Raw genomic sequence first — 19,590 nt, 5'->3', positions numbered from 1 at the left:
AAGCCGGCTCCTGCGCGGCTAGTGGGTTCACGGGTCAGGATTGATCTCCCTCATTTTCCTCGGCGCCAAGCCTGCTAGCATTGCGTCCGGATCATCCCTGATCAGTCATGAGTGCTCAGCATGCAACTCCCTGATATGAACCTTCTGGTGGCCCTCGATGCCCTGCTGGATGAGGGCAGCGTGGTCGGCGCCGCGCGGCGCATGAACCTCAGCCCGGCGGCCATGAGCCGGACCCTGACGCGAATCCGCGACGCCCTCGGCGACCCGGTGCTGGTGCGCGCCGGGCGTGGCCTGGTGCCCACCCCCAAGGCGCTGGAACTGCGCAGCCAGGTGCGTGATCTGGTGGAGCAGGCGGCGCTGCTGTTCCGTTCGGCGGATCAGGTCGACCTGTTGTCGTTGCGCCGGCGCTTCAATGTGCGCGCCAACGATTTTTTTGTCGGGGTCTACGGCGGACGGCTGATCGACACCCTGGAGCGCCAGGCGCCGTTGTGCGAACTGCGTTTCGTGCCCGAAGGCGACGGCGACGACGAGGCCCTGCGGGAAGGGCGGATCGACCTGCGGATCAGCAACACCCGGCCCCTGACCCCGGAAGTGAAGGTGCAGAACCTGTTCACTACCGCTTTTGTCGGCCTGGTACGGGAAGACCATCCGTTGTTCGACGAAGAGATCACCGCCGAGCGCTTTGCCGCGTTCCCCCATATCAGCATGTCGCGCCGCGGCATTGCCCGCGGACCGATCGACGCGGCCCTGGCGGAGCAGGGCCTGGAGCGGCGGGTGTCGCTGATTGCTCCGAGCTTTCATGCGGCAATGTTCATGCTGCCGGATTCGGACCTGATCCTGCCGGTGCCCCAGGAAACCCTGCTCAGCGTCTCGCGCCTGGGCTTGCGGCTGCGCTCGTTCGTGCTGCCGATTGCCCTGCCGACCCTGGTCCTGACCCAGGCCTGGCACCCGCGCTACGACAAGGACCCGGCGCACAAATGGTTCCGCGAAACCCTGCGCAGTTCCTGCCAGGCCACCTGGCAAGAAGCCCAGCCGACCTCTTCGTAGGAGCCGGCTTGCCGGCGAAAGCGGTCTTGAGGGCCCCTTCGCTGGCAAGCCAGCTCCTACGTCAACAGGGTGAATTGTTGCGTCTGGTGCACTTATAAGCTGTCGATAAGTCAGTTTTCGTCAGCACTGGCTGTTCATAAACTGCTCTGGTTTTCTTGTCTGGAGCAGTATTTCCATGAGTTCCCTCGCTGTCGCTGCGCCTGCTTCGGTTGAAGCCGCCAGCAGGCCGGCAGCCATTGCACCGCCGATCTTCGGGCCGCGAATCATCATCGGTCTGGTCGGTGTGTTGTTGGCGGTGCTGGTTTCCGGTCTCAACGAGATGGTGACCAAGATCGCCCTGGCGGATATCCGCGGTGCGTTGTCCATCGGTTTCGACGAAGGCACCTGGCTGGTGGCGTGCTACACCGCTACCTCGGTGGCGGCCATGGCCTTTGCGCCCTGGTGCTCGGTGACCTTTTCCCTGCGGCGTTTCACCCTCTGTGCGATTGCGCTGTTCACCCTGCTGGGGGTGTTGTGCCCCTTCGCCCCCAACTACCAGAGCCTGTTGCTGCTGCGCACTTTGCAGGGCCTGGCCGGCGGGGCGCTGCCGCCGATGCTGATGACCGTGGCCCTGCGTTTCCTGCCGGCCAACGTCAAGCTCTACGGCCTGGCCGGCTACGCCCTGACCGCCACCTTCGGCCCCAGCCTGGGCACACCCCTGGCAGCCCTGTGGACCGAATACGTGGGCTGGCAGTGGGCCTTCTGGCAGGTGGTGGCGCCCTGTGTGCTGGCCATGGCTGCGGTGGCTTACGGCCTGCCTCAGGACCCGCTGCGCCTGGAGCGTTGCCAGCAGTTCAACTGGCGCGGTTTGCTGCTGGGCTTTCCGGCGATCTGCATGCTGGTGATCGGCATTCTTCAGGGCAACCGGCTGAACTGGTTCGAGTCGCCGCTCATTGGCCTGCTGCTGGTCGGCGGGTTGGTGTTGCTGGTGCTGTTTCTGATCAACGAATGGTCGCAGCCGATTCCCTTCTTCAAGTTGCAGATGCTCGGCATCCGCAACCTGTCCTTCGCCCTGCTGACCCTGGCCGGGGTGCTGGTGGTGTTGACCGCAGTGATCATCATCCCGTCGGCGTACCTGGCTCAGGTCCAGGGCTATCGCCCCTTGCAAACCGCTCCGGTGATGCTGGTGATGGCCTTGCCGCAACTGATTGCCCTGCCCCTGGTGGCGGCCCTGTGCAACCTGCGCTGGGTCGATTGCCGCTGGGTGCTGGGGATCGGCCTGGGCCTGCTGGTGCTGTCCTGCCTGGGCGGCACACACCTGACCTCGGCCTGGATCCGTGACGATTTCTATGGGCTGCAATTGCTGCAGATCTTCGGCCAGCCGATGGCGGTGCTGCCGTTGCTGATGCTTTCCACCGGCAGCATCACCCCGCTGGAAGGGCCTTTTGCCTCGGCCTGGTTCAACACCGTGAAGGGCCTGGCGGCGGTGATCGCCACCGGGGTGCTGGATGTGCTGACCACCCACCGCCTGCATTTCCACTCGACGATGCTGGTGGACAACCTGGGCAACTCGCCCCTGGTGGATGACCGGGTGGCCGGGCTGGCCCAGCGCCTGCACCAGCAGGCCATGGTGCTGACCAGCGCCGATCTGTATTTCTGCATGGCAGGGGTGGCTGCCGCGCTGATCCTGCTGGTTTTCTGGCTGCCGACGCGGATCTATCCACCGCGGGCGCCGACCTGAACGAGAAGGTTTTTATGACGATCCAGAGCAAAGATAAAATCGCCGTCGCCGTGGCGACGGTGGCCGCCCTTGGTGTGCTGGTGTACCTGCTGGTGCCCGGGCTGTTTGGCCGCGCTGGCGCGCAGAGCACCAACGATGCCTTCATCGCCGCCGACTACACCCTGGTGGCGCCACGGGTGGCCGGGTTCATCAAGGAAGTGCTGGTGGAGGACAACCAGCAAGTCAAGGCCGGGCAACTGCTGGCGCTGATCGACGACCGCGACCTGCGGGCCGCGGCCCAGGCGGCGGATGCCGAAACCCTGGTGGCCAAGGCCCAGCTGCAGAACGCCCGGGCGACCCTGGACCGGCAGAGCTCGGTGATTGCCCAGGCCCAGGCGGCCTTGAGCGCGGCCCAGGCCGAGCGGGCTTTTGCCGAGCATGAGCTGAACCGCTACAACCACCTGGCCGGGGTCGGCGCCGGTACGGTGCAGAACGCCCAGCAAGCCAGGACCCGCATCGACCAGGCCAGTGCCCGCGTGGCCACCGCCACCGCGGCCCTGGCGGCGGAACGCAAGCAGGTGGAAATCCTCACCGCCCAGCGCGACGCCGCCGAAGGCAGCCTGAAGCGGGCCCAGGCGGCCCTGGAAATGGCCAGCTACGAGCTGTCCTACACCCGCATCGTGGCGCCGGTGGACGGCATGGTCGGCGAGCGCGCGGTACGGGTCGGCGCCTATGTCACCCCGGGCAGCAAGCTCCTCGCCGTGGTGCCCTTGCAGCAGGCCTATGTACTGGCCAACTTCCAGGAAACCCAGCTCACCGCCATGCATGCCGGGCAAACCGTCGAGGTGCGGGTCGACAGCCTGGGTGGCGAAACCCTGCAGGGCCGCGTCGAGAGTCTGGCCCCGGCCACCGGCGTGACCTTCGCCGCGGTGAAACCGGACAACGCCACCGGCAACTTCACCAAGGTGGTGCAACGCATTCCGGTGAAGATTGTCCTGGAGCCCGACCAGCCGATGGCCGAGCGCCTGCGGGTCGGCATGTCGGTGGAAGCCAGCGTCGACACCCACAGCTCGGCCACCAGCGCCCGCGAGGTGACCCAGCGATGAGCAGCGTACCCCGCAAGCACACAGGCGCCTGGTGGCGAGGGCGCTTGCTCCCGCTGGGTAGCGCAGCGACCCCGGAACCGCGCGCCGCGGTGGCCCAGGCCGCCGATCAGGGCTGCCTGGCGAGTGCTACGCACTCGAACGCAAGCAAGCTCCCTGGCCACGGGCTCCGCACTCTGCTGGCGCTGAGCCTGCTGTCCCTGGCCGCGTGCAACGTCGGTCCGGATTTTCAGCGGCCGCGGGCGACCCAGGTCCAGGCCTGGTCGCTGCCTGCGCCAGGCGCCGCCAGCCGGGCAGTGGACAGCCCCATGCAGGAGCGCTGGTGGGAGGTGTTCAACGACCCGCAACTGTCGGCCCTGAGTCGTCGGGCGCTGAGCGACAACCTCGACCTGCAACTGGCCACCAGCCGCTTGCAGCAGAGCCGGGCGGCGCGCCAGGTGATCAGCGCCGAGCGCTACCCGAGCACCTCGGCCAATGGCGGCTACGCACGCAAACGCAACAGCGCCGAAGGCCTGAACGACCCTTCGGGGAACAGCGGCAAGTCGGCCTTCAGTCTCTGGGAAGCGGGCTTCTCCGCGGCCTGGGAGCTGGATCTGTGGGGCCGGGTCCGGCGCGAAACCGAGGCCGCCGACGCGACCCTGGAAGTGGCGGAAAACGATCGACGCGGGGTGCTGCTGTCGGTGCTGGCGCAAACCGCCCAGGACTACATCCAGCTGCGCGGCGTACAGAACATCCTGGCAGTCACCGAGCAGAACCTGGAGGTGGCCCGACACAGCCTGAAGCTCTCGCAATTGCGCCTGGCCGACGGCGTGGCCACCGACCTCGACGTGGCCGAAGCCGCTGCCCAGGTCGCCACCATCGAGGCGCAACGGCCTGCGCTGCAACAGCGTCAGGCGCAGTTGATCAATGCCCTGAGCCTGCTGCTGGGGGAGCCGCCCCAGGCCCTGCACCAGCAACTGGCCAGTGCCGCCCCCGTGCCGCAAGCGCCGTCCCGGGTGGCTATCGGCCTGCCTTCGCAGCTGGCCGAGCGGCGCCCGGACATCCGTCAGGCCGAGGCCCGGCTGCACGCGGCCACGGCCAGCATCGGCGTGGCCAAGGGCGATTTCTATCCGCGCATTACCCTGTCCGGCAACGTTGGCTCCCAGGCCCTGCAACTGGCGGATTTCGGCAGCTGGGGCTCGCGCCAGTTCGGCATCGGCCCGCAGTTCAGCCTGCCGCTGTTCGACGGCGGACGCCTGCGGGGCATGCTCCAGCTGCGCGAGGCCCAGCAGCAGGAAGCGGCCCTGGCTTACCAGCAGACCGTGCTGCGGGCCTGGCATGAAATCGACGATCAACTGACCCGCTACAACGCCAGTCAGTTGCGGCGCGACAGCCTGGCCGAGGCGGTGCGGCAGAACCAGATCGCCCTGCGTACCGCGCAGCAGCAGTACGTCGAGGGCGTGGTGGATTTCGTCAACGTCCTGACCGTGCAGGGCGCCTTGCTGGCCACCCAGGAGCAGTGGGTGGAAAGCTCCGCCGGGGTGTCGTTGGCCATGGTCGGGCTGTACAAGGCCCTGGGCGGCGGCTGGGAGTCGGTGTACCCGTTGCAGGCCGCCAGCCCGTCGCCCTGAAAAGCGTTTTGCCTGGATTGAGAAAAAATCGTAATGACAATTGCTCTCAATCATGTGCGCAGTTTCATTCATGCCAGCCACCACTGACGGCAACGCCCAGCTCCATCGTCTGTATCGGGATCACCACGGCTGGTTGCGCAAGCGCCTGGACAGCATCGCCCACCTGCCGGAGCCGCAGACCCCTTCCCTGGAAAGCCGCGCGCTGATCCTGGAAACCCTGATGCAGATCGACACCATGCTCGATCGCATGCCGGACAAGGTGCGCCAGGCCTTTGTCATGTCGCAGTTCGAAGGCTTGGGTAATGCGCAGATCGCCGAGCGCCTGGAGGTGTCGGTCAGTTCGGTGCAGAAGTACATGACCCGCGCGATCCAGGCCTGCTACCAGATGCTCTACGCAGAATGAAAGCCCCTGGGGCAGTTCCTCTATCGCCTGACCGAGTTGGCCAGCGACAGCCAGGACGCCGTCGATTACGTCCAGCGTCAGCGCCAGTTCATCGCCCCGAGCCTGACCTGGCGGCCCGATGACGACACCCAGTTGACGCTGTTCGCCCAGTTCTAGAAGGACAACGACGTGCCCGAGGCCCAGGGCCTGCCCAGCGTCGGCACGGTGTTCGCCAACCCCAATGGCAAGATCGACCGCGACCTGTTTTTCGGCGAGCCTGGGGTCAATGCCTACGATCGTGACCAGTTTGTCCTCGGCTACGAGTTCTCCCATCGCCTGAACGATGTCTGGACCCTGAAGCAGAACGCCCGTTATGCCGACGTCGATGACCGCTACCGCGCGCCGCTGCACGGCTACAAGTTCGTCAGCAACCCCAAGACCGGACTCAACGACCAGCGCTACATGACCCGCTACGGCGTCGACTGGAAGCAGCACAACAAGGTCTATGGCGTGGATAACATCGCCCAGGCCCAGTTCGACACCGGGCCGTTCAGCCATACCCTGCTGGTGGGTCTGGACTACTACCACTTCAATTCCAAGTTCGACGGCAAGTACGACTTCAACCCGCCGATCCTCGACATGTTCACTCCCACTTACGGTCAGTCGCTGAATTTCGCCAACCCTTACCAGTGGGACAACACCATCACTCAGACCGGCCTGTATGTGCAGGACCAGATCAAGTACGAAAAATGGGTGCTGGTGCTGGGCGGTCGCAACGATTGGGCGGAAACCGATAACAAGACGCCGCTCAACGGGGGGCATACCAACGCCAAGAGCCAGTCCTTCACCGGGCGCGGCGGGTTGGTGTACCTGTTCGACAACGGGCTGGCGCCCTTTGTCAGCTACTCGGAGTCGTTCCTGCCGTTGAGTGGCACCAGCATCGGGGGCAGCGCTTTCGAGCCGTCCACGGGCAAACAGTACGAAGTGGGGGGGAAGTTCCAGCCACCGGGCCAGGAGAGCTTCGTCCAGGTGTCGGCCTAACAGCTGGACCAGGAGAATATCCTGACCTCCGACCTGGAAAAATCGCCGCTGCAATGGAAGGGCGTGAAGCTGGCGTTGAAGGTGAAGAACCTCACCGACAAGACCTACGTCGCCAAGTGCACCAGCATCTGGGACTGCTACTACGGTGAGGGGCGGACCATGGTGTCGAGTTTGACCTATGACTGGTAAGCCCGCTGCCGTCGGGGCTCACCAATAGTCCGGTTTGATCGCGGGCGCCTTGCGGGTCGCGACTCGCTCGGGGAACTGGTGTTTTTGCAGTTCCTCGGCGGTGACGACCCGGCGCATCCAGTGGGCCTGCGCTTTCAGGGAGCCGGGTTGCGGACGCGGGTACTGTGGCCGGTGAGGCAGGATCACGCCAAGGGTCACGTCCGGGAAGTCCTCGCGAATGGCCCGCAGCGCCGGTGTCATGTCGGTATCCCCCGAGACCAGCACCAGTTGTTCGATGCGCTCGCCTGGAGGATGCAGCAGCTGTCTGGCCGCGAGGCGATACATGCTGATCGCCAGGTGCACATCGGTTTCCTTTTCCTCGAGTTTCCAGATGTCCACCGTGTCTTGGCGCGAAGCTCCCACGGTTTTATCGATGAAGCGCGGGGCTTTGGCCGGTTCAAGCTGGTGGCGACCCAGGTGCACATTGACCTGGCGCGCTTTCAAGGCCCGCAAGTAGGTGTCTTGTGCTTCCTTGGAGGCCCGGCCGCGGGTGGCCAGCCGGGGTTTGACCGAAGAGGTGAAGTAGTCGACCGAGACCAGTCGGCTGGCGGGGTTCTCGATCTGCACGATATGGGTCAGCAACCCGGGCAGGTCGAGCCACTTGAATGGGGTGTCCGCCAGCAACCCGTAGAACAGGTTGTAGCCGTCGACAAAAAAGGCCGTGCGCACTATTCCATTCCCTGGAAACGAAAAAACCGGCCTGGGCCGGTTTTTTCACCCCAACGGCCAGCGAACTTAATCTCTGCGTACGGGGTTGAGTTGTGAGGTCGAGCCTAGTGCCTGTACTCGTGGGGGTCAATCCTTGTCCGACGAGTGAGGAATGGCAAATGGCTGTCTGGTACATCAACTCCGCAGGGACCGTTTTGCCCCAGCAGGCTTCGAGGATCAAGGGCATCCATGGGTATTACTGTGAGCACTTATTGCGCCGGATTCAGGACTCAGGCTGAGGATTCTGCAAAAACACCACATAGCCCCTGAACCAGGGGCTGTCGCGCAGGGCCTGGGGTTCCTGCCAGTCACCGCCCTGGATCAGGCCGACCTTGTAGGGCAGGCCCATGCGGTCCAGGCGCGGCAGGTAGGCTGCGTAGTTGGGAATGCTATGGCGGCCCTGGTAGGTCTGCACCACCACTTCGTCCACCACGCCCTTAAGCTGGCCGATGGCTTGCGGGTCGGCGTTGCTGCCCCAGTCCATCAGGCCGGTGATGCTCAGGCGGTACTGCGCGGGCAGGCGCTGGCGCAGGTCGCGGAGGAAATGGCCATAGCGCTCCAGGTCGTGGGTGCTGCTGTCGAAATCGATCTGGATGCCCACTACCTGGGTGCCCGTGGCCTGCCAACGCTGGACCTGGCCCAGCAACTGGTCATACAGCGGTGCGGGCCAGGCCAGGGTGTGGGCGCGGTACACCACCCACACCTGTTCCTGGGGTAGGCGCGACACCGGCAGGCCCTGGGCGATGAGCTGGACGCCGCTGGCTGGGTGGCGTCGCGAACGGCTGATCTGGCCCTGGAGGAGGTACAGGGTCCTGGCCTGGCCCAGCACCGGCTGGGTCTTGACCCCGCTCCACAGCCAGAAGGCGTCGTAGTCGGCGGCGTCCACTGCCGCGCTGGCCGGCGTTGCCCAGCACAGCCACAGCAGCAGGCCATAGCCCAGGCGCTTGCCTACCAGTAGTAACGCAGCGACTGAGCCCACTGGGTATCCCCCAACTTGGTCTTCAACTGGCGGAACCAGGCCTTGCGCACGGCGGGCTCGACACCGGCACCGCCACAGTTGTTATGGCCCGAGGAGGCGTAGCAGTTGATGGCTCGGTACAGCGCGTAGGCGCGATCGTCACGGCTGGCCTTGGGGTTGTTGATCACCACCTGATAGCCGTCGAGCCGCGAGAACGGCTTGCCCGGGAACGTGTCCTGGGTGCCGCCCAGGTTCTGGGCCGGTGGCGGGGTGTCCAGGGGCATGCGGTCGAAGCCGCTGAAACGCATGAACTCGCCGAGGCAGAGCAGCCCGGTCGGCGCTTTCGGGTCACGCTCAAGGAGCGCGGCAGTCTCCACCAGGCTCGGGCAACGGTAGTCCGGCTGTTCCCCTTCAGGTTGGGCGCCATTCCAGCGGAAGTCGCGCAGTGGCGGCGTAAATAGGTAGATATAGCCCAGGCTGGCGCCAAGGCTATCGTCGGGGAGGCTGGGCGGCAGTTGCTCGTAGTCTTGGCCGAAGGCCGCGTACTGGCCGCGAGTCAGGTCCTTGTACAGCAGGATAAAGCGTGCGGCGTTGCGCTCCGCTGGCGAGTCGGCCTGTTGGGCCTGCTGGCGCAGCAGTTTGGGCGAGGCCACCTGGCGCAGGAGAATGTTGCGCACCTGGGCGGTCTTGATCGGCGAGTCGGCGGCGAACACCTTGGCCAGTTGCCCGCTGCGCTCGTAGGTGAAGGCCAGGGCCAGTTCCAGCTGTTCGCGTTGCAGCGGTTGCTGGGCCAGGGGCAGCAGTTGCAGCCACAGCGCCTCGGCGCCTTTCCAGTCCTGTTGGGCCAGCAGGGCCAGGCCGCGCAGGGTCTGCTGACTGAAGCTCAGGTAGTCCAGTTGCGTCGGCAGTTGGCTGGGCAGTTGCTTGAGTGCCGCCGCCGGTTGCTGTTCGACATACAGGCTGAAAGCGGCCTGGAGGTAGTCGAACAGCGCCGGCTGGCTGGCGAACAGGGCCTTCTGCTGTTGCAGGGCGTCCCGGGTCAGAGGTGCCGAAGGAGCGCCGCGCATGCGCATCAGGTCCTTGACCGCCAGCAGCAGCGGAGCCTTGAAGTGGTCTTCGGGCAGGCTCAGCAGTTTGTAGTCGACTTCTTCCACCAGGTCGTCCAGAGGCATGTTGCGCGGGGTGCCGGGCGCCTGGGTCAGTTGCTGGGCGTAGTCATCGGCCAGGGCCTGGGTGTCGCCCGCCAGCCAGTGCACACGGCGGATCAGGCCTCTGGCGGATACGGCGTAACGGCCCTGTGGATAAGTCTTCAGGTAGGCCTCGAAACCGGCGCCGGCCTGTTGCAGGACGGCTTTGTCCACATGCTCCAGATTGACCATGCTCCATTCATCGAAGGCGTTCTGCTGGGCCAGGTTGAGCAGGGTGCGCGGGCTCATGTAGGCCGCGGTTTCGGCCAGCCAGGGCTGGGGATTGTCCTTGAGCGCGGCAAAACCGTTGCCGGCTTCGTTGAAGCGGCCGCTGTAGAAGTCGGCGGCGGCCTGCAGGTAGCCGGCGAACGCCTTGGCCGCTGGCGAGTTCAGGTTGCCCGGCAGCAGCTTGCTCATTTCGCTGGCGTTCCAGTCGCAGCTGGCCAGCAGTTGCACCCGGGCCTCGGCCAGGGCCTGGCGTTCTTCCGGGCTCAGTGGCGCCTGGTCGAGCTGCTCGACAAACGCCAGGGCACTGGCGTCCGAGTTGCTGCGGCAGCGGCTGCCTTCTCCGGAGAGAAAGCCGTCGCCGGCGGTTTCCTGATTGGCGCGACGCAGGCCCACGGCCTGCAGCAGGCTGTCGAGCTGCGCGGTGGCGGGCGAGGGGCCGGGCTTGGGTGGGTTGCCAGTGTCGGGGTCGAGCTCGGGCGGCGCCGGGTGCAGGCGATAGTGCATGAAGGGCACGGGACCGTAGCCCAGGCCTACTTCACCCTGAATCAGGGGCCGGGGCGTCAGGGGCAGGCTGCCCTGGTCGGCCAGCAGCAGCCGCAGGTTGACCCGGCTGTCGTTGCCCGGGCTGAGAAAGGGCAGGTTGCTGCAATTGTCCAACTGGTTGGCGTAGAGCTTCCAGGTCGGTGAGCAGATGTCGTCCGAGCTGGCCTGGGCCTGGCCGGAGCATAGGGCGGTGAGGGTCAAGGCCGAGAGCAGAAGCTTGCGCATGAATTGTCCTTAATTCAGAAAAGCCATGAGGGCCGGTTCCGAGTGTGGCGAAAATCATACAGAAGGCGCCGACCGGCACCTACGACCGGATAGAAAATCTGCCGTGTTGTGACGCGACTTTGCTGTGTTCCGGTCTATGTTCATCCATTGCCGGTGATGGCCGGGCCTGATCCTGGGTCATGCGGGTCAGTGGGCAATTGGCAGGGGCCGCACATGACATTCGATGAGCGGCTTTTTACCCCTGTGTCTGTGCTTTGCGGTTTTTTCGGCAAAGGACGATGCTGTCGGGGTTTGAGCGACCAGATCATGCGAATTTATGGGGAGCAAGGAATGGATTTTCGCAGAGCGCCAGAGTTGATCGGGCGTTTGCAAGAGCAGGCCGTCGTGCCTCCGCAGCAGGGCGTGCAGCGCCTGATGCGCCGGGTGCTTGAGTACTGGTTGCTGCCGGTGTTGCTGCTGGCGGCGGCCGTGCGCTTTTACGACCTGACCGCGGCGGCCATCTGGGGCGACGAAGGCTCCAGCCTGGTGCTCAGTCAGTATTCGCTGGGCGATATCTGGTTTCATGCGGCCCGCGATGTGCACCCCCCGCTGTATTTCATGCTGTTGCGCGGCTGGATCGAACTGTTTGGCGACGGGATCTTTTCCATTCGCACCTTCAGCGCGCTGCCGGGGATCGTCACCGTAGGGCTGGGGGTCTGGCTGGTGGCGCTCCTGGCGACCCGCCGCGCGGCGATTCTCGCCGGTGTGCTGTTGGCCCTGCTGCCCACGGCCGTGCGCTACAGCCAGGAAGTGCGCATGTATGCGTTGCTCGGCCTGTTGCTGCTGGGGGCGACCCTGGCCCTGGTGTACTGGCTGCGCCAGCCCTCGCGCCTGGGCTATCTGGTGAGCTACGCGCTGCTGATGACCCTGGCCTTCTACACCCATTACTTCACGGCCTTCTGCGTGCTGGCGCACTGGCTGTACCTGGCCGTGTCGGGCGTGCGCGCCGAGGGTGGCGGGCGCCTGATAGGCCGGCCGGCCTGGTGGCTGACGAATGCGGCGATCGTGCTGCTGTACCTGCCCTGGGTCCCGGAGTTGCTCGACCTGCTCCGGCACATGGACGAGTTGAAGGCCAATGGCGATGTCGGCTGGGAGCCTCCGGTGACCTGGTCGTCGCTGCCGGCGATGGTCTGGCAGTTGTTGATCCAGGACGAGGGCGACAACCTGCCCGGGGTGCTGTTCGTGGGCATGCCGCTGCTGTTGCTGGCGGTCTGCGGGGGGCTGGCCTGGCGCGACGGTGCGCCTGCCCGGTTTGGCGGGCTGCTGGCGAGTTTCACCCTGGTGCCGTTGTTGCTGGTGTTTGCGGTGTCGTTCGCCTCGCCGGTGTTTATCGAGCGTTACCTGACCGCCTATGCCCTGGGATTGCCGATGATCATCGCGGTGCTCGTCGATCGCTGGCTCAAATCGGCCCGGCTGGTGGCGCTGGGGTTGCTGCTGGGGTTTGTCGGGCTGGAGGCGGTGGGGCTGAAAAACAACGTCGATGTCGACGCCAACGATCAGATCAGCGTGATGGTCGACTACGTCAACCGGCACTACGTCGCCGGCGACCGCATTGTGATCAGCGACATGCTCTGGTACCTGAGCTACCTCTACTACAACCGCACCGATGCCCAGCCGATGCTCTATACGCCGCCGCTGCCGGGCGGTGCCTCCAGCAGGCCGAACGCCTACGGCTTCGGCACCCTGATCGACCACCCGGAGCAGGTCTACCTGGATCAGTTGAGCGCCTTGCCAGTGGGCAACGGGCGCTACTGGCTGGTGGGTTCGGACGATCAGTCCGAGGAGTTCGCGCCGTTGCCACAGGGCTGGCACAAGGTCGGTCAGTTCGCCGCGGGCGGTACTCGGGCCCGTCTGTTTGTCCTCTGTGGTTCGGCGACAGGCGTGTCCTGCGCCGGGCAATGAGCGTGCAGAGTGCCGTTCGGAAGTTCGGGGCCTTGAGTCTTGCAGCTCGACCTAGACTTGCTTCAGGAGTCACAGTCCTGTCCCCTTCGCGGGGCGCTGAGGTGCATCATGCGTATGGCAAGAACCGTACAACGCAGCCTGGAACAAGCCGCCTGCGAGTTTGATCTGGTGAGCCATCCCCATTCCGCCAGCAGCCTGGAAACGGCGCGGGTGGCGGGGGTGCCGGCGGAGCGGGTGGCCAAGTCGGTGGTCCTTGACGATCACCACGGCCACTACCTGATGGCGGTGTTGCCGGCCAGCCGTCACCTGGACCTCAGCAAGGTGCGCGGCAGCGGTGAATGGCAGATCACCCGGGAAAGCACCCTGGCCCACCTGTTCAATGATTGCGAGCGCGGCGCGGTGCCGGCCCTGGGCGAGTCCTATGGGCTGGACGTGGTGATCGACCCGCTGCTGACCCGGCAGAAAGACATCTACCTGGAAGCCGGCAACCACCACAATCTGGTGCACATGAGCGTGGCCCAGTACCTGAAGCTGGTGCCCCACGCCGAGGTTTGCGAAGTCTCGCACTGATCAGGAGCCTGACCATGGAAGCACCGACCCACAATCTGCCGGCGCTGTTCAAGCAGTTGGGGCTGGCCGATGACCCGGAGAGTATTGATCGTTTCATCGCCACCCATTCGCCGCTGAAACCGGAGTTGCACCTGGCGGATGCGTTCTTCTGGAGCCAGAGCCAGGCGGATTTCCTGCGCACGGAAGTGCTCGATGATGCGGACTGGGCCGAGGTGGTGGATCAGTTGGATGTGTTGTTGAGGAAGGGGCGCGGGGGCTGATGAGCTGTGGTTGTTGATGTGGACGATTTAGACCAGAATCACGACCTGAATTGAGGTCATGATTATGCAGAGTATTCTGGCTGACAAAGCCGTCAGCGTATCTGAGTTGAAGAAAAACCCTTCTGCCGTCTTGAGCGCTGCCCAGGGCGGGCCAGTGGCGGTGCTGAATCACAACCGTGTCATGGGCTACATGGTTCCGGCCGAGGTTTTCGAAGCGTTGATGGAACGCCTGGATGATCTGGAGTTGGCCGAAATCGTTCGCGCGCGCAGCCATGAAACGCCCGTTCCGGTCAGTCTGGATGACTTATAGCCTTGAGTTCCTGCCTTCGGCACACAAGGAATGGAGCAAGTTGGGGCATACGCTTCGAGAGCAATTCAAGAAAAAGCTCGCCGAACGGCTTGAGGTGCCGCGAATCCCCGCTGATGCCCTGCACGGGCTTCCCGATTGCTACAAAATCAAACTCAAGGCTTCGGGCTACCGATTGGTTTATCAAGTGATCGAAGAGCGCGTCGTGGTTTGCGTGGTTGCGGTAGGCAAGCGCGAGCGTGGAACCGTGTACGAGCAGGCCAGGAAACGCTGAGGTTCGCCGGCAAGCCGTGCATCTCCATCATCAGGCAATTGTTACAAAACTTGACTGGATTTATTCGTCGATGCCATATTGATAGTTAGCAAACTAACAGTGTGCGAACAGTCTTGTGCCCAACTCCCTTGAATCACTCCACATGAACATCAGCAGCGGCATGGTGGTCGCGTCGCGGCATTGGCGGCGGATCTGCCAGACCACCCTGGTCAATTTCGGCATTTCCGAAGCCTGCGCGGTGCCTCTGCTGATGATCGGGCGCCTGGGCGAGGGCGTGCGCCAGGTCACGGTGGCCCAGGCCGCGGGGATGGAAAGCCCGTCGCTGGTACGCCTGCTGGATCAACTGTGCAGCGCCGGCTACGTGTGCCGCAGTGAAGACCCCCACGATCGTCGGGCCAAGTGCCTGAGCCTGACCGACAGCGGCCGTGAGCTGGTGCAGGCGGTGGAAAGCGAGTTGGTGCGCCTGCGCCATGAAGTCCTGGAAGGCATCAGCAGCAGCGACCTGGAAGCGGCGCTGCGGGTGATCCGCGCCTTCGAGTCCGCCAGCCATGTGCCGGTGCTGCCATCTTGAAAGGCTTCTTTACCGGCATGCCCCCGGCGCGGGACTGGTTCTACGGCGTGCGCACCTTCGCCGCGTCGATGATCGCCCTGTACATCGCCATGCTGATGCAGATGCCCCGGCCCTATTGGGCCATGGCCACGGTGTACATCGTCTCCAGCCCCTTTGTCGGCCCCACCAGTTCCAAGGCGCTGTACCGGGCGATCGGCACCTTCCTCGGCGCGGCGGCGGCGGTGCTGCTGGTGCCGATGTTCGTGCAGAGCCCCTATGTGCTGGTGCTGATCATCGCCCTGTGGACCGGGATCCTGCTGTTTTTGTCCATGCACCTGCGCACCGCCAACAACTACGCGCTGATGCTGGCCGGCTACACCCTGCCGCTGATTGCCCTGCCAGTGGTGGACAACCCCCTGGCGGTGTGGGACGTGGCCGAGGCGCGCACCGAGGAAATCTTCCTCGGCATCATTTGCGCGGCGGTCATCGGCAGCCTGTTCTGGCCCCGGCGGCTGGCCCCGGTGTTCGTCGATTCCGCCGGCAAGTGGTTCGCCGATGCCGCGCTCTACAGCCAGCGCTTCCTGGCCCGCAACGTCCAGCCCGAAGAAGTCAGCGCCTTGCGCACATCGATGGTGGCCACCTTCAACAGCCTGGAGTTGATGATCGGCCAGTTGCCCCACGAAGGCGCCCGGCCACAGACGGTGCGCAACACCAAGGAGTTGCGCGGGCGGATGATCCACCTGCTGCCAGTGGTGGATGCCCTGGATGACGCCCTGTATGCCCTGGAGCGGCGCACCCCCGAATTGGTGGCGCAATTTGCCCCCTTGCTGACCAAGGCCGAGGCCTGGTTGCAAGGCACCGCCCGGGACGCCTCGGTGGAGCACTGGCAAGCCCTGCGCAGCGAGCTTGAAGCCCTGCAGCCCAGCGCCGAAGCCCTGGATGACCGGCGCCAGTTGCTGTTCTCCAATGCCCTGTATCGCCTCGGCGAGTGGATCGATCTCTGGCAGGACTGCCGCAGCCTGCAGCACGCCATCCAGTGCGAAAGCCAGGACACCTGGCGCGCGGTCTACCGGCATTGGCGCCTGGGCCGGCTGACGCCGTTTCTCGACCGCGGGCTGATGCTGTATTCGGCGGGCTCGACGGTGCTGGCGATCATCGTCGCCTCGGTGCTGTGGATCCTGTTGGGCTGGACCGACGGCGGCAGCGCGGTGATCCTCGCGGCGGTGGCCTGCAGCTTCTTCGCCTCGATGGACGACCCGGCGCCGCAGATCTATCGGTTCTTCTTCTGGACCGCGATGTCGGTACTGTTCGCCAGCCTCTACCTGTTTTTGATCCTGCCCAACCTGCACGACTTTCCGATGCTGGTGCTGGCCTTCGCCGTACCTTTTATCTGCGTCGGCACCCTGACGGTGCAGCCGCGGTTCTACCTGGGCATGCTCCTGACCATCGTCAACACCTCGTCTTTCATCAGCATCCAGGGTGCCTACGACGCGGACTTCCTGAGCTTTGCCAACTCCAACCTGGCCGGGCCCATGGGCCTGCTGTTCGCCTTTGTCTGGACCCTGATCGCCCGGCCGTTCGGCTCGGAGCTGGCGGCCAAGCGCCTGACCCGCTTCAGCTGGCGCGACATTGTCAGCCTTTCCGAGCCGGCGACCCTGGCCGAGCACCGGCACATGGCCGCGCAGATGCTCGACCGGCTGATGCAGCACCTGCCGCGCCTGGCCATCACCGGCCAGGACACCGGCGCCGCCCTGCGCGAGTTGCGCGTGGCGCTCAACGTGCTGGACCTGCTGGCCTACGCGCCGCGGGTGCAGGGCGTGGCCCAGAGCCTGCTGCGCCAGGTGGTGGCCGAGGTTGGCGACTACTTCAAGGCTTGTCTCAAGGCCGGTGAACGCCTGCCGGCGCCCGGCGCCCTGTTGATGACCCTCGATCGCACCCGCCGCGCCTTGGGCAGCCAGGGCCTGCAAGGCGACGACGAAACCCGCCTGCACCTGTTGCACGCCCTCAGCGGCCTGCGCCTGGCGCTGTTGCCGGGGGTGGAATTCGTCGCCACCGGCGAGCTTGAACAACCCCTTCCCCATGGCATCGATGGAGCGCCTTTATGATCGGTGATCTGGATATCAGCGGGGTGTTCCTGCCCACGCTGCTGGTGCTGATGGGCATCACTTATGGCTTGTACCTGCTGGTGCACGGGGTGCTGACGCGCTTGCACTTTTATCGTCTGGTCTGGCACCGGGCGCTGTTCAACGTCGGTCTTTACGCGCTGCTGCTGGGCGCGGTGGACTCTCTCAGTCGATACCTGATGACATGAAAAAACCCTTATTGACCATTGGCCGTGTGGTCCTGACGTTACTGGTGGTGACCTTCGCGGTCGTGGTGGTCTGGCGCATGGTGATGTACTACATGTTCGCGCCCTGGACCCGGGACGGGCATATCCGTGCCGACATCGTGCAGATCGCCCCGGATGTGTCCGGGCTGATCCAGCAGGTGCCGGTGCGCGACAACCAGCTGGTCAAGCGCGGCCAGGTGCTGTTCAGCATCGACCAGGACCGCTTCAAGCTGGCCCTGCGCCAGGCCAAGGCGGCCCTGGCCGACCGTCAGGAAACCCTGGCCCAGGCCCAGCGCGAGGCCAAGCGCAACCGTGGCCTGGGCAATCTGGTGCCGCGCGAGCAACTGGAAGAAAGCCAGTCCCGCGAAGCCCGCGCCCAGTCGGCGCTGGCCGAGGCCCAGGTGGCGGTGGACAGCGCCCAGCTCAACCTCGACCGCTCGGTGGTGCGCAGTCCGGTGGATGGCTACGTCAACGACCGTGCGCCACGTACCCAGGAATTCGTCACCGCCGGCCGGCCGGTGCTGTCGGTGGTGGACAGCAATTCCTTCCATATCGATGGTTACTTCGAGGAAACCAAGCTCGATGGCATCCATGTCGGCCAGGCCGTGGATATCCGCGTGATCGGCGACCGCGCGCGGCTGCGCGGGCATGTGGAAAGCATCGTCGCCGGGATCGAGGACCGTGATCGCAGCAGCGGCTCCAACCTGCTGCCCAACGTCAACCCGGCCTTCAGCTGGGTGCGCCTGGCCCAGCGGATTCCGGTGCGCATTGCCTTCGATGACGTGCCGGCGGACTTTCGCATGATCGCCGGGCGCACCGCCACGGTGTCGATCCTCGACGATCAGGCCAAGCGGGAGCCCGGGCAATGAAGCACGGCGCACGTTTGGCCCTGGCCGGGCTCGGCCTGCTGCTCTCGGCCTGCCAGATGGTCGGGCCGGACTACCGGCTGCCCAAGGACGCGGCGCTGCAACGCCAGGACTTGCAGGGCGAGTTGAGCGCCAAGGGCGCCAATGTGGTGTCGGCGCCGGTGCCCGCCGACTGGTGGCGGCTGTACCAGGACCCGCGCCTGGACCAGCTGGTGCAACAGGCCCTGGCCTCCAACACCGACCTGCGAGTGGCGGCAGCCAACCTGGCCCGTGCCCGGGCCCAGGTGGATGAAGCCCAGGCCGCTGGCGGCTGGAGCGGTGGGGTCAAGGCCGGGGTCGAGCGTTTGCAGGAATCCGGCGAGGCCTTCCTGCTGCCGGAAAAAGTGCCGGTGGCCAACGTCGGCAACCTGTCCATCAGCACCTCCTACCAGTTCGACCTGTTCGGCACCCTGCAACGCGGCATCGAAGCGGCCCAGGCCAATGCCGACGCGACCCAGGCCGCGGCCGATATCGCGCGCATCACCCTGGTGGCGGATGTGGTGCGGGCCTACACCCAGGTCTGCGGGGCCAACGAAGAGCGGGAAATCGCCGAGCACTCCCTGCGCCTGCAAGCCCAGAGCACCGAACTGACCCAGCGCCTGCGCGATGCCGGGCGCGGCGACGAAACCCAGGTCACCCGCTCCCAGACCCAGTTCAAATCCCTGCGCGCCGAGCTGCCGCGCTATGAAGCCGCGCGCCAGTCGGGGCTGTTTCGCCTGTCGATGCTGCTGGCCAAACCGCTGGATCAACTGCCCGCTGGCACCGGCACCTGCGCCGAGTTACCGCACATCGCCCAACTGTTGCCGGTGGGCGATGGCGCGGCGCTGCTCAAGCGTCGTCCCGATGTACGGCAGGCCGAGCGCCAACTGGCCGCCGCCACCGCGCGCATCGGCGTGGCCACCGGGGCCCTGTACCCGGACATCAGCATTGGCGCGACGGTCGGCACCGTGGGCATCCTCGACAACCTCGGCAAGCCCTCCACCAACCGCTGGGGCTTTGGTCCGCTGATCAGCTGGAGCGTGCCGGCCAACGGCGCCCGCGAGCGCATTCATGAGGCCGAGGCCGCGAGCCAGGGCGCCCTGGCGCATTTCGATGGGGTGGTGCTCAACGCCATCCGCGAAACCCAGACCGGTCTGGCCCAGTACAGCGCGCAGCTGCAACGCCGCGAGGCACTGGCGGATGCCGAGCAGTCGGCGCAACAGGCGGCGGATCAGACCCACCGCTTCTTCCAGGCCGGCCGCGCGTCCTTCCTCGCCGATCTGCAAGCCACCCGTACCTACACCGACATGCGCGCGCAACTGGCGGCGGCCAACACCCAGGTGGCGATGAGCCAGATCGATCTGTTCCTGGCCCTGGGCGGTGGCTGGGAAAGCGGACGAACGCAAGGCCCGGAACACGCGCAACCCTGAGGCCGTTGCTATGCTTTGATCAGTTGGAAAAGTGCCATGTGCCATGTGCTTTCCAACCGGTCAAAGCATGTGATGGTCATGGGGAT

General features: G+C 65.2%; 18 protein-coding genes and 1 pseudogene. 16 read left to right on the top strand and 3 right to left on the bottom strand.

The window, feature by feature from the left end:
- Positions 1 to 120 precede the first annotated feature (120 nt).
- The 6 genes and pseudogenes from GGI48_RS14205 to GGI48_RS14180 form a co-directional block, all read left to right on the top strand.
- Positions 121 to 1,047 carry a LysR family transcriptional regulator gene (locus GGI48_RS14205; RefSeq protein WP_103740972.1) on the top strand — a complete coding sequence of 309 codons (927 nt, stop codon included), beginning with the start codon at positions 121 to 123 and terminating at the stop codon, positions 1,045 to 1,047.
- Positions 1,048 to 1,222: 175 nt separating this feature from the next.
- A complete protein-coding gene (locus GGI48_RS14200) occupies positions 1,223 to 2,767 on the top strand; it encodes an MFS transporter (protein ID WP_179598846.1) in 1,545 nt (514 codons plus the stop codon).
- A gap of 14 nt (positions 2,768 to 2,781) precedes the next feature.
- A complete protein-coding gene (locus GGI48_RS14195; protein ID WP_047300772.1) occupies positions 2,782 to 3,852 on the top strand; it encodes an HlyD family secretion protein in 1,071 nt (356 codons plus the stop codon).
- On the top strand, positions 3,849 to 5,459 hold the full coding sequence (locus GGI48_RS14190) for an efflux transporter outer membrane subunit (RefSeq protein WP_260620660.1): 1,611 nt from the start codon (positions 3,849 to 3,851) through the stop codon (positions 5,457 to 5,459). Before GGI48_RS14195 ends, GGI48_RS14190 begins: the two co-directional genes overlap by 4 nt.
- Before the next feature lie 70 nt (positions 5,460 to 5,529).
- A complete protein-coding gene (locus GGI48_RS14185) occupies positions 5,530 to 5,862 on the top strand; it encodes a sigma-70 family RNA polymerase sigma factor (RefSeq protein ID WP_179598844.1) in 333 nt (110 codons plus the stop codon).
- A gap of 9 nt (positions 5,863 to 5,871) precedes the next feature.
- Positions 5,872 to 7,071: pseudogene (locus tag GGI48_RS14180) on the top strand (TonB-dependent receptor domain-containing protein); the annotation flags it as partial.
- A gap of 18 nt (positions 7,072 to 7,089) precedes the next feature.
- Here the strand turns inward: GGI48_RS14180 and GGI48_RS14175 are convergent.
- The 3 genes from GGI48_RS14175 to GGI48_RS14165 form a co-directional block, all read right to left on the bottom strand.
- Positions 7,090 to 7,779, bottom strand: coding sequence for an NYN domain-containing protein (locus tag GGI48_RS14175; protein WP_179598842.1), 690 nt, complete (start codon positions 7,777 to 7,779; stop codon positions 7,090 to 7,092).
- A gap of 262 nt (positions 7,780 to 8,041) precedes the next feature.
- Positions 8,042 to 8,797, bottom strand: a complete 756-nt coding sequence (locus GGI48_RS14170) for a DUF3142 domain-containing protein (RefSeq protein ID WP_179598840.1) — start codon at positions 8,795 to 8,797, stop codon at positions 8,042 to 8,044.
- Positions 8,767 to 10,959 (bottom strand): outer membrane assembly lipoprotein YfiO, encoded by a 2,193-nt coding sequence (locus GGI48_RS14165; protein ID WP_179598838.1) that lies wholly within the window; start codon positions 10,957 to 10,959, stop codon positions 8,767 to 8,769. The genes GGI48_RS14170 and GGI48_RS14165 overlap by 31 nt, the downstream gene beginning before the upstream one ends.
- A gap of 330 nt (positions 10,960 to 11,289) precedes the next feature.
- On the opposite strand from GGI48_RS14165, the gene GGI48_RS14160 reads away from it, so the two are divergent.
- From GGI48_RS14160 to GGI48_RS14115, 10 genes are all read left to right on the top strand, one after another.
- Entirely contained in the window at positions 11,290 to 12,900 is a 1,611-nt protein-coding gene (locus GGI48_RS14160) for a glycosyltransferase family 39 protein (protein ID WP_179598836.1), read from the top strand.
- 108 nt (positions 12,901 to 13,008) lie between these two features.
- Positions 13,009 to 13,470, top strand: a complete 462-nt coding sequence (locus GGI48_RS14155) for an aminoacyl-tRNA deacylase (protein WP_016967891.1) — start codon at positions 13,009 to 13,011, stop codon at positions 13,468 to 13,470.
- 14 nt (positions 13,471 to 13,484) lie between these two features.
- A complete protein-coding gene (locus tag GGI48_RS14150; protein ID WP_016967889.1) occupies positions 13,485 to 13,730 on the top strand; it encodes a DUF2789 domain-containing protein in 246 nt (81 codons plus the stop codon).
- Between the two features lie 64 nt (positions 13,731 to 13,794).
- On the top strand, positions 13,795 to 14,040 hold the full coding sequence (locus GGI48_RS14145; RefSeq protein ID WP_103740990.1) for a type II toxin-antitoxin system prevent-host-death family antitoxin: 246 nt from the start codon (positions 13,795 to 13,797) through the stop codon (positions 14,038 to 14,040).
- Positions 14,030 to 14,311 (top strand): type II toxin-antitoxin system RelE family toxin, encoded by a 282-nt coding sequence (locus GGI48_RS14140; protein ID WP_103740982.1) that lies wholly within the window; start codon positions 14,030 to 14,032, stop codon positions 14,309 to 14,311. The genes GGI48_RS14145 and GGI48_RS14140 overlap by 11 nt, the downstream gene beginning before the upstream one ends.
- A 142-nt stretch (positions 14,312 to 14,453) precedes the next feature.
- The gene (locus GGI48_RS14135) at positions 14,454 to 14,882 is read left to right on the top strand and encodes a MarR family winged helix-turn-helix transcriptional regulator (protein ID WP_016967883.1); all 429 of its coding nucleotides are present in this window, start codon (positions 14,454 to 14,456) and stop codon (positions 14,880 to 14,882) included.
- The gene (locus GGI48_RS14130) at positions 14,879 to 16,966 is read left to right on the top strand and encodes an FUSC family protein (protein ID WP_179598834.1); all 2,088 of its coding nucleotides are present in this window, start codon (positions 14,879 to 14,881) and stop codon (positions 16,964 to 16,966) included. Before GGI48_RS14135 ends, GGI48_RS14130 begins: the two co-directional genes overlap by 4 nt.
- Positions 16,963 to 17,172 (top strand): DUF1656 domain-containing protein, encoded by a 210-nt coding sequence (locus GGI48_RS14125; RefSeq protein WP_011058538.1) that lies wholly within the window; start codon positions 16,963 to 16,965, stop codon positions 17,170 to 17,172. Before GGI48_RS14130 ends, GGI48_RS14125 begins: the two co-directional genes overlap by 4 nt.
- Positions 17,169 to 18,059: an HlyD family secretion protein gene (locus GGI48_RS14120; RefSeq protein WP_179598832.1), complete on the top strand. Its 891-nt coding sequence runs from the start codon at positions 17,169 to 17,171 to the stop codon at positions 18,057 to 18,059. Before GGI48_RS14125 ends, GGI48_RS14120 begins: the two co-directional genes overlap by 4 nt.
- Positions 18,056 to 19,504, top strand: a complete 1,449-nt coding sequence (locus GGI48_RS14115; RefSeq protein WP_179598830.1) for an efflux transporter outer membrane subunit — start codon at positions 18,056 to 18,058, stop codon at positions 19,502 to 19,504. Before GGI48_RS14120 ends, GGI48_RS14115 begins: the two co-directional genes overlap by 4 nt.
- The last annotated feature ends 86 nt before the right edge of the window (positions 19,505 to 19,590 follow it).

It is taken from the genome of Pseudomonas protegens (genome assembly GCF_013407925.2).
GTDB classification, from domain to species: Bacteria; Pseudomonadota; Gammaproteobacteria; order Pseudomonadales; family Pseudomonadaceae; genus Aquipseudomonas; species Aquipseudomonas fluorescens_AP.
The sequence above is the reverse complement of the archived record's forward strand: the minus strand, read 5'-3'. Positions and strand labels throughout refer to the sequence as shown.

What these genes read in the sequence shown, in the direction of transcription:
- GGI48_RS14205 (WP_103740972.1), top strand. Translation starts at nt 121, where the DNA reads ATGCAACTCCCTGATATGAACCTTCTGGTGGCCCTCGATGCCCTGCTG.
- GGI48_RS14200 (WP_179598846.1), top strand. Translation starts at nt 1,223, where the DNA reads ATGAGTTCCCTCGCTGTCGCTGCGCCTGCTTCGGTTGAAGCCGCCAGC.
- GGI48_RS14135 (WP_016967883.1), top strand. Translation starts at nt 14,454, where the DNA reads ATGAACATCAGCAGCGGCATGGTGGTCGCGTCGCGGCATTGGCGGCGG.
- GGI48_RS14155 (WP_016967891.1), top strand. Translation starts at nt 13,009, where the DNA reads ATGCGTATGGCAAGAACCGTACAACGCAGCCTGGAACAAGCCGCCTGC.
- GGI48_RS14190 (WP_260620660.1), top strand. Translation starts at nt 3,849, where the DNA reads ATGAGCAGCGTACCCCGCAAGCACACAGGCGCCTGGTGGCGAGGGCGC.
- GGI48_RS14140 (WP_103740982.1), top strand. Translation starts at nt 14,030, where the DNA reads ATGACTTATAGCCTTGAGTTCCTGCCTTCGGCACACAAGGAATGGAGC.
- GGI48_RS14165 (WP_179598838.1), bottom strand. Translation starts at nt 10,959, where the DNA reads ATGCGCAAGCTTCTGCTCTCGGCCTTGACCCTCACCGCCCTATGCTCC.
- GGI48_RS14125 (WP_011058538.1), top strand. Translation starts at nt 16,963, where the DNA reads ATGATCGGTGATCTGGATATCAGCGGGGTGTTCCTGCCCACGCTGCTG.
- GGI48_RS14160 (WP_179598836.1), top strand. Translation starts at nt 11,290, where the DNA reads ATGGATTTTCGCAGAGCGCCAGAGTTGATCGGGCGTTTGCAAGAGCAG.
- GGI48_RS14115 (WP_179598830.1), top strand. Translation starts at nt 18,056, where the DNA reads ATGAAGCACGGCGCACGTTTGGCCCTGGCCGGGCTCGGCCTGCTGCTC.
- GGI48_RS14195 (WP_047300772.1), top strand. Translation starts at nt 2,782, where the DNA reads ATGACGATCCAGAGCAAAGATAAAATCGCCGTCGCCGTGGCGACGGTG.
- GGI48_RS14150 (WP_016967889.1), top strand. Translation starts at nt 13,485, where the DNA reads ATGGAAGCACCGACCCACAATCTGCCGGCGCTGTTCAAGCAGTTGGGG.
- GGI48_RS14185 (WP_179598844.1), top strand. Translation starts at nt 5,530, where the DNA reads ATGCCAGCCACCACTGACGGCAACGCCCAGCTCCATCGTCTGTATCGG.
- GGI48_RS14145 (WP_103740990.1), top strand. Translation starts at nt 13,795, where the DNA reads ATGCAGAGTATTCTGGCTGACAAAGCCGTCAGCGTATCTGAGTTGAAG.
- GGI48_RS14120 (WP_179598832.1), top strand. Translation starts at nt 17,169, where the DNA reads ATGAAAAAACCCTTATTGACCATTGGCCGTGTGGTCCTGACGTTACTG.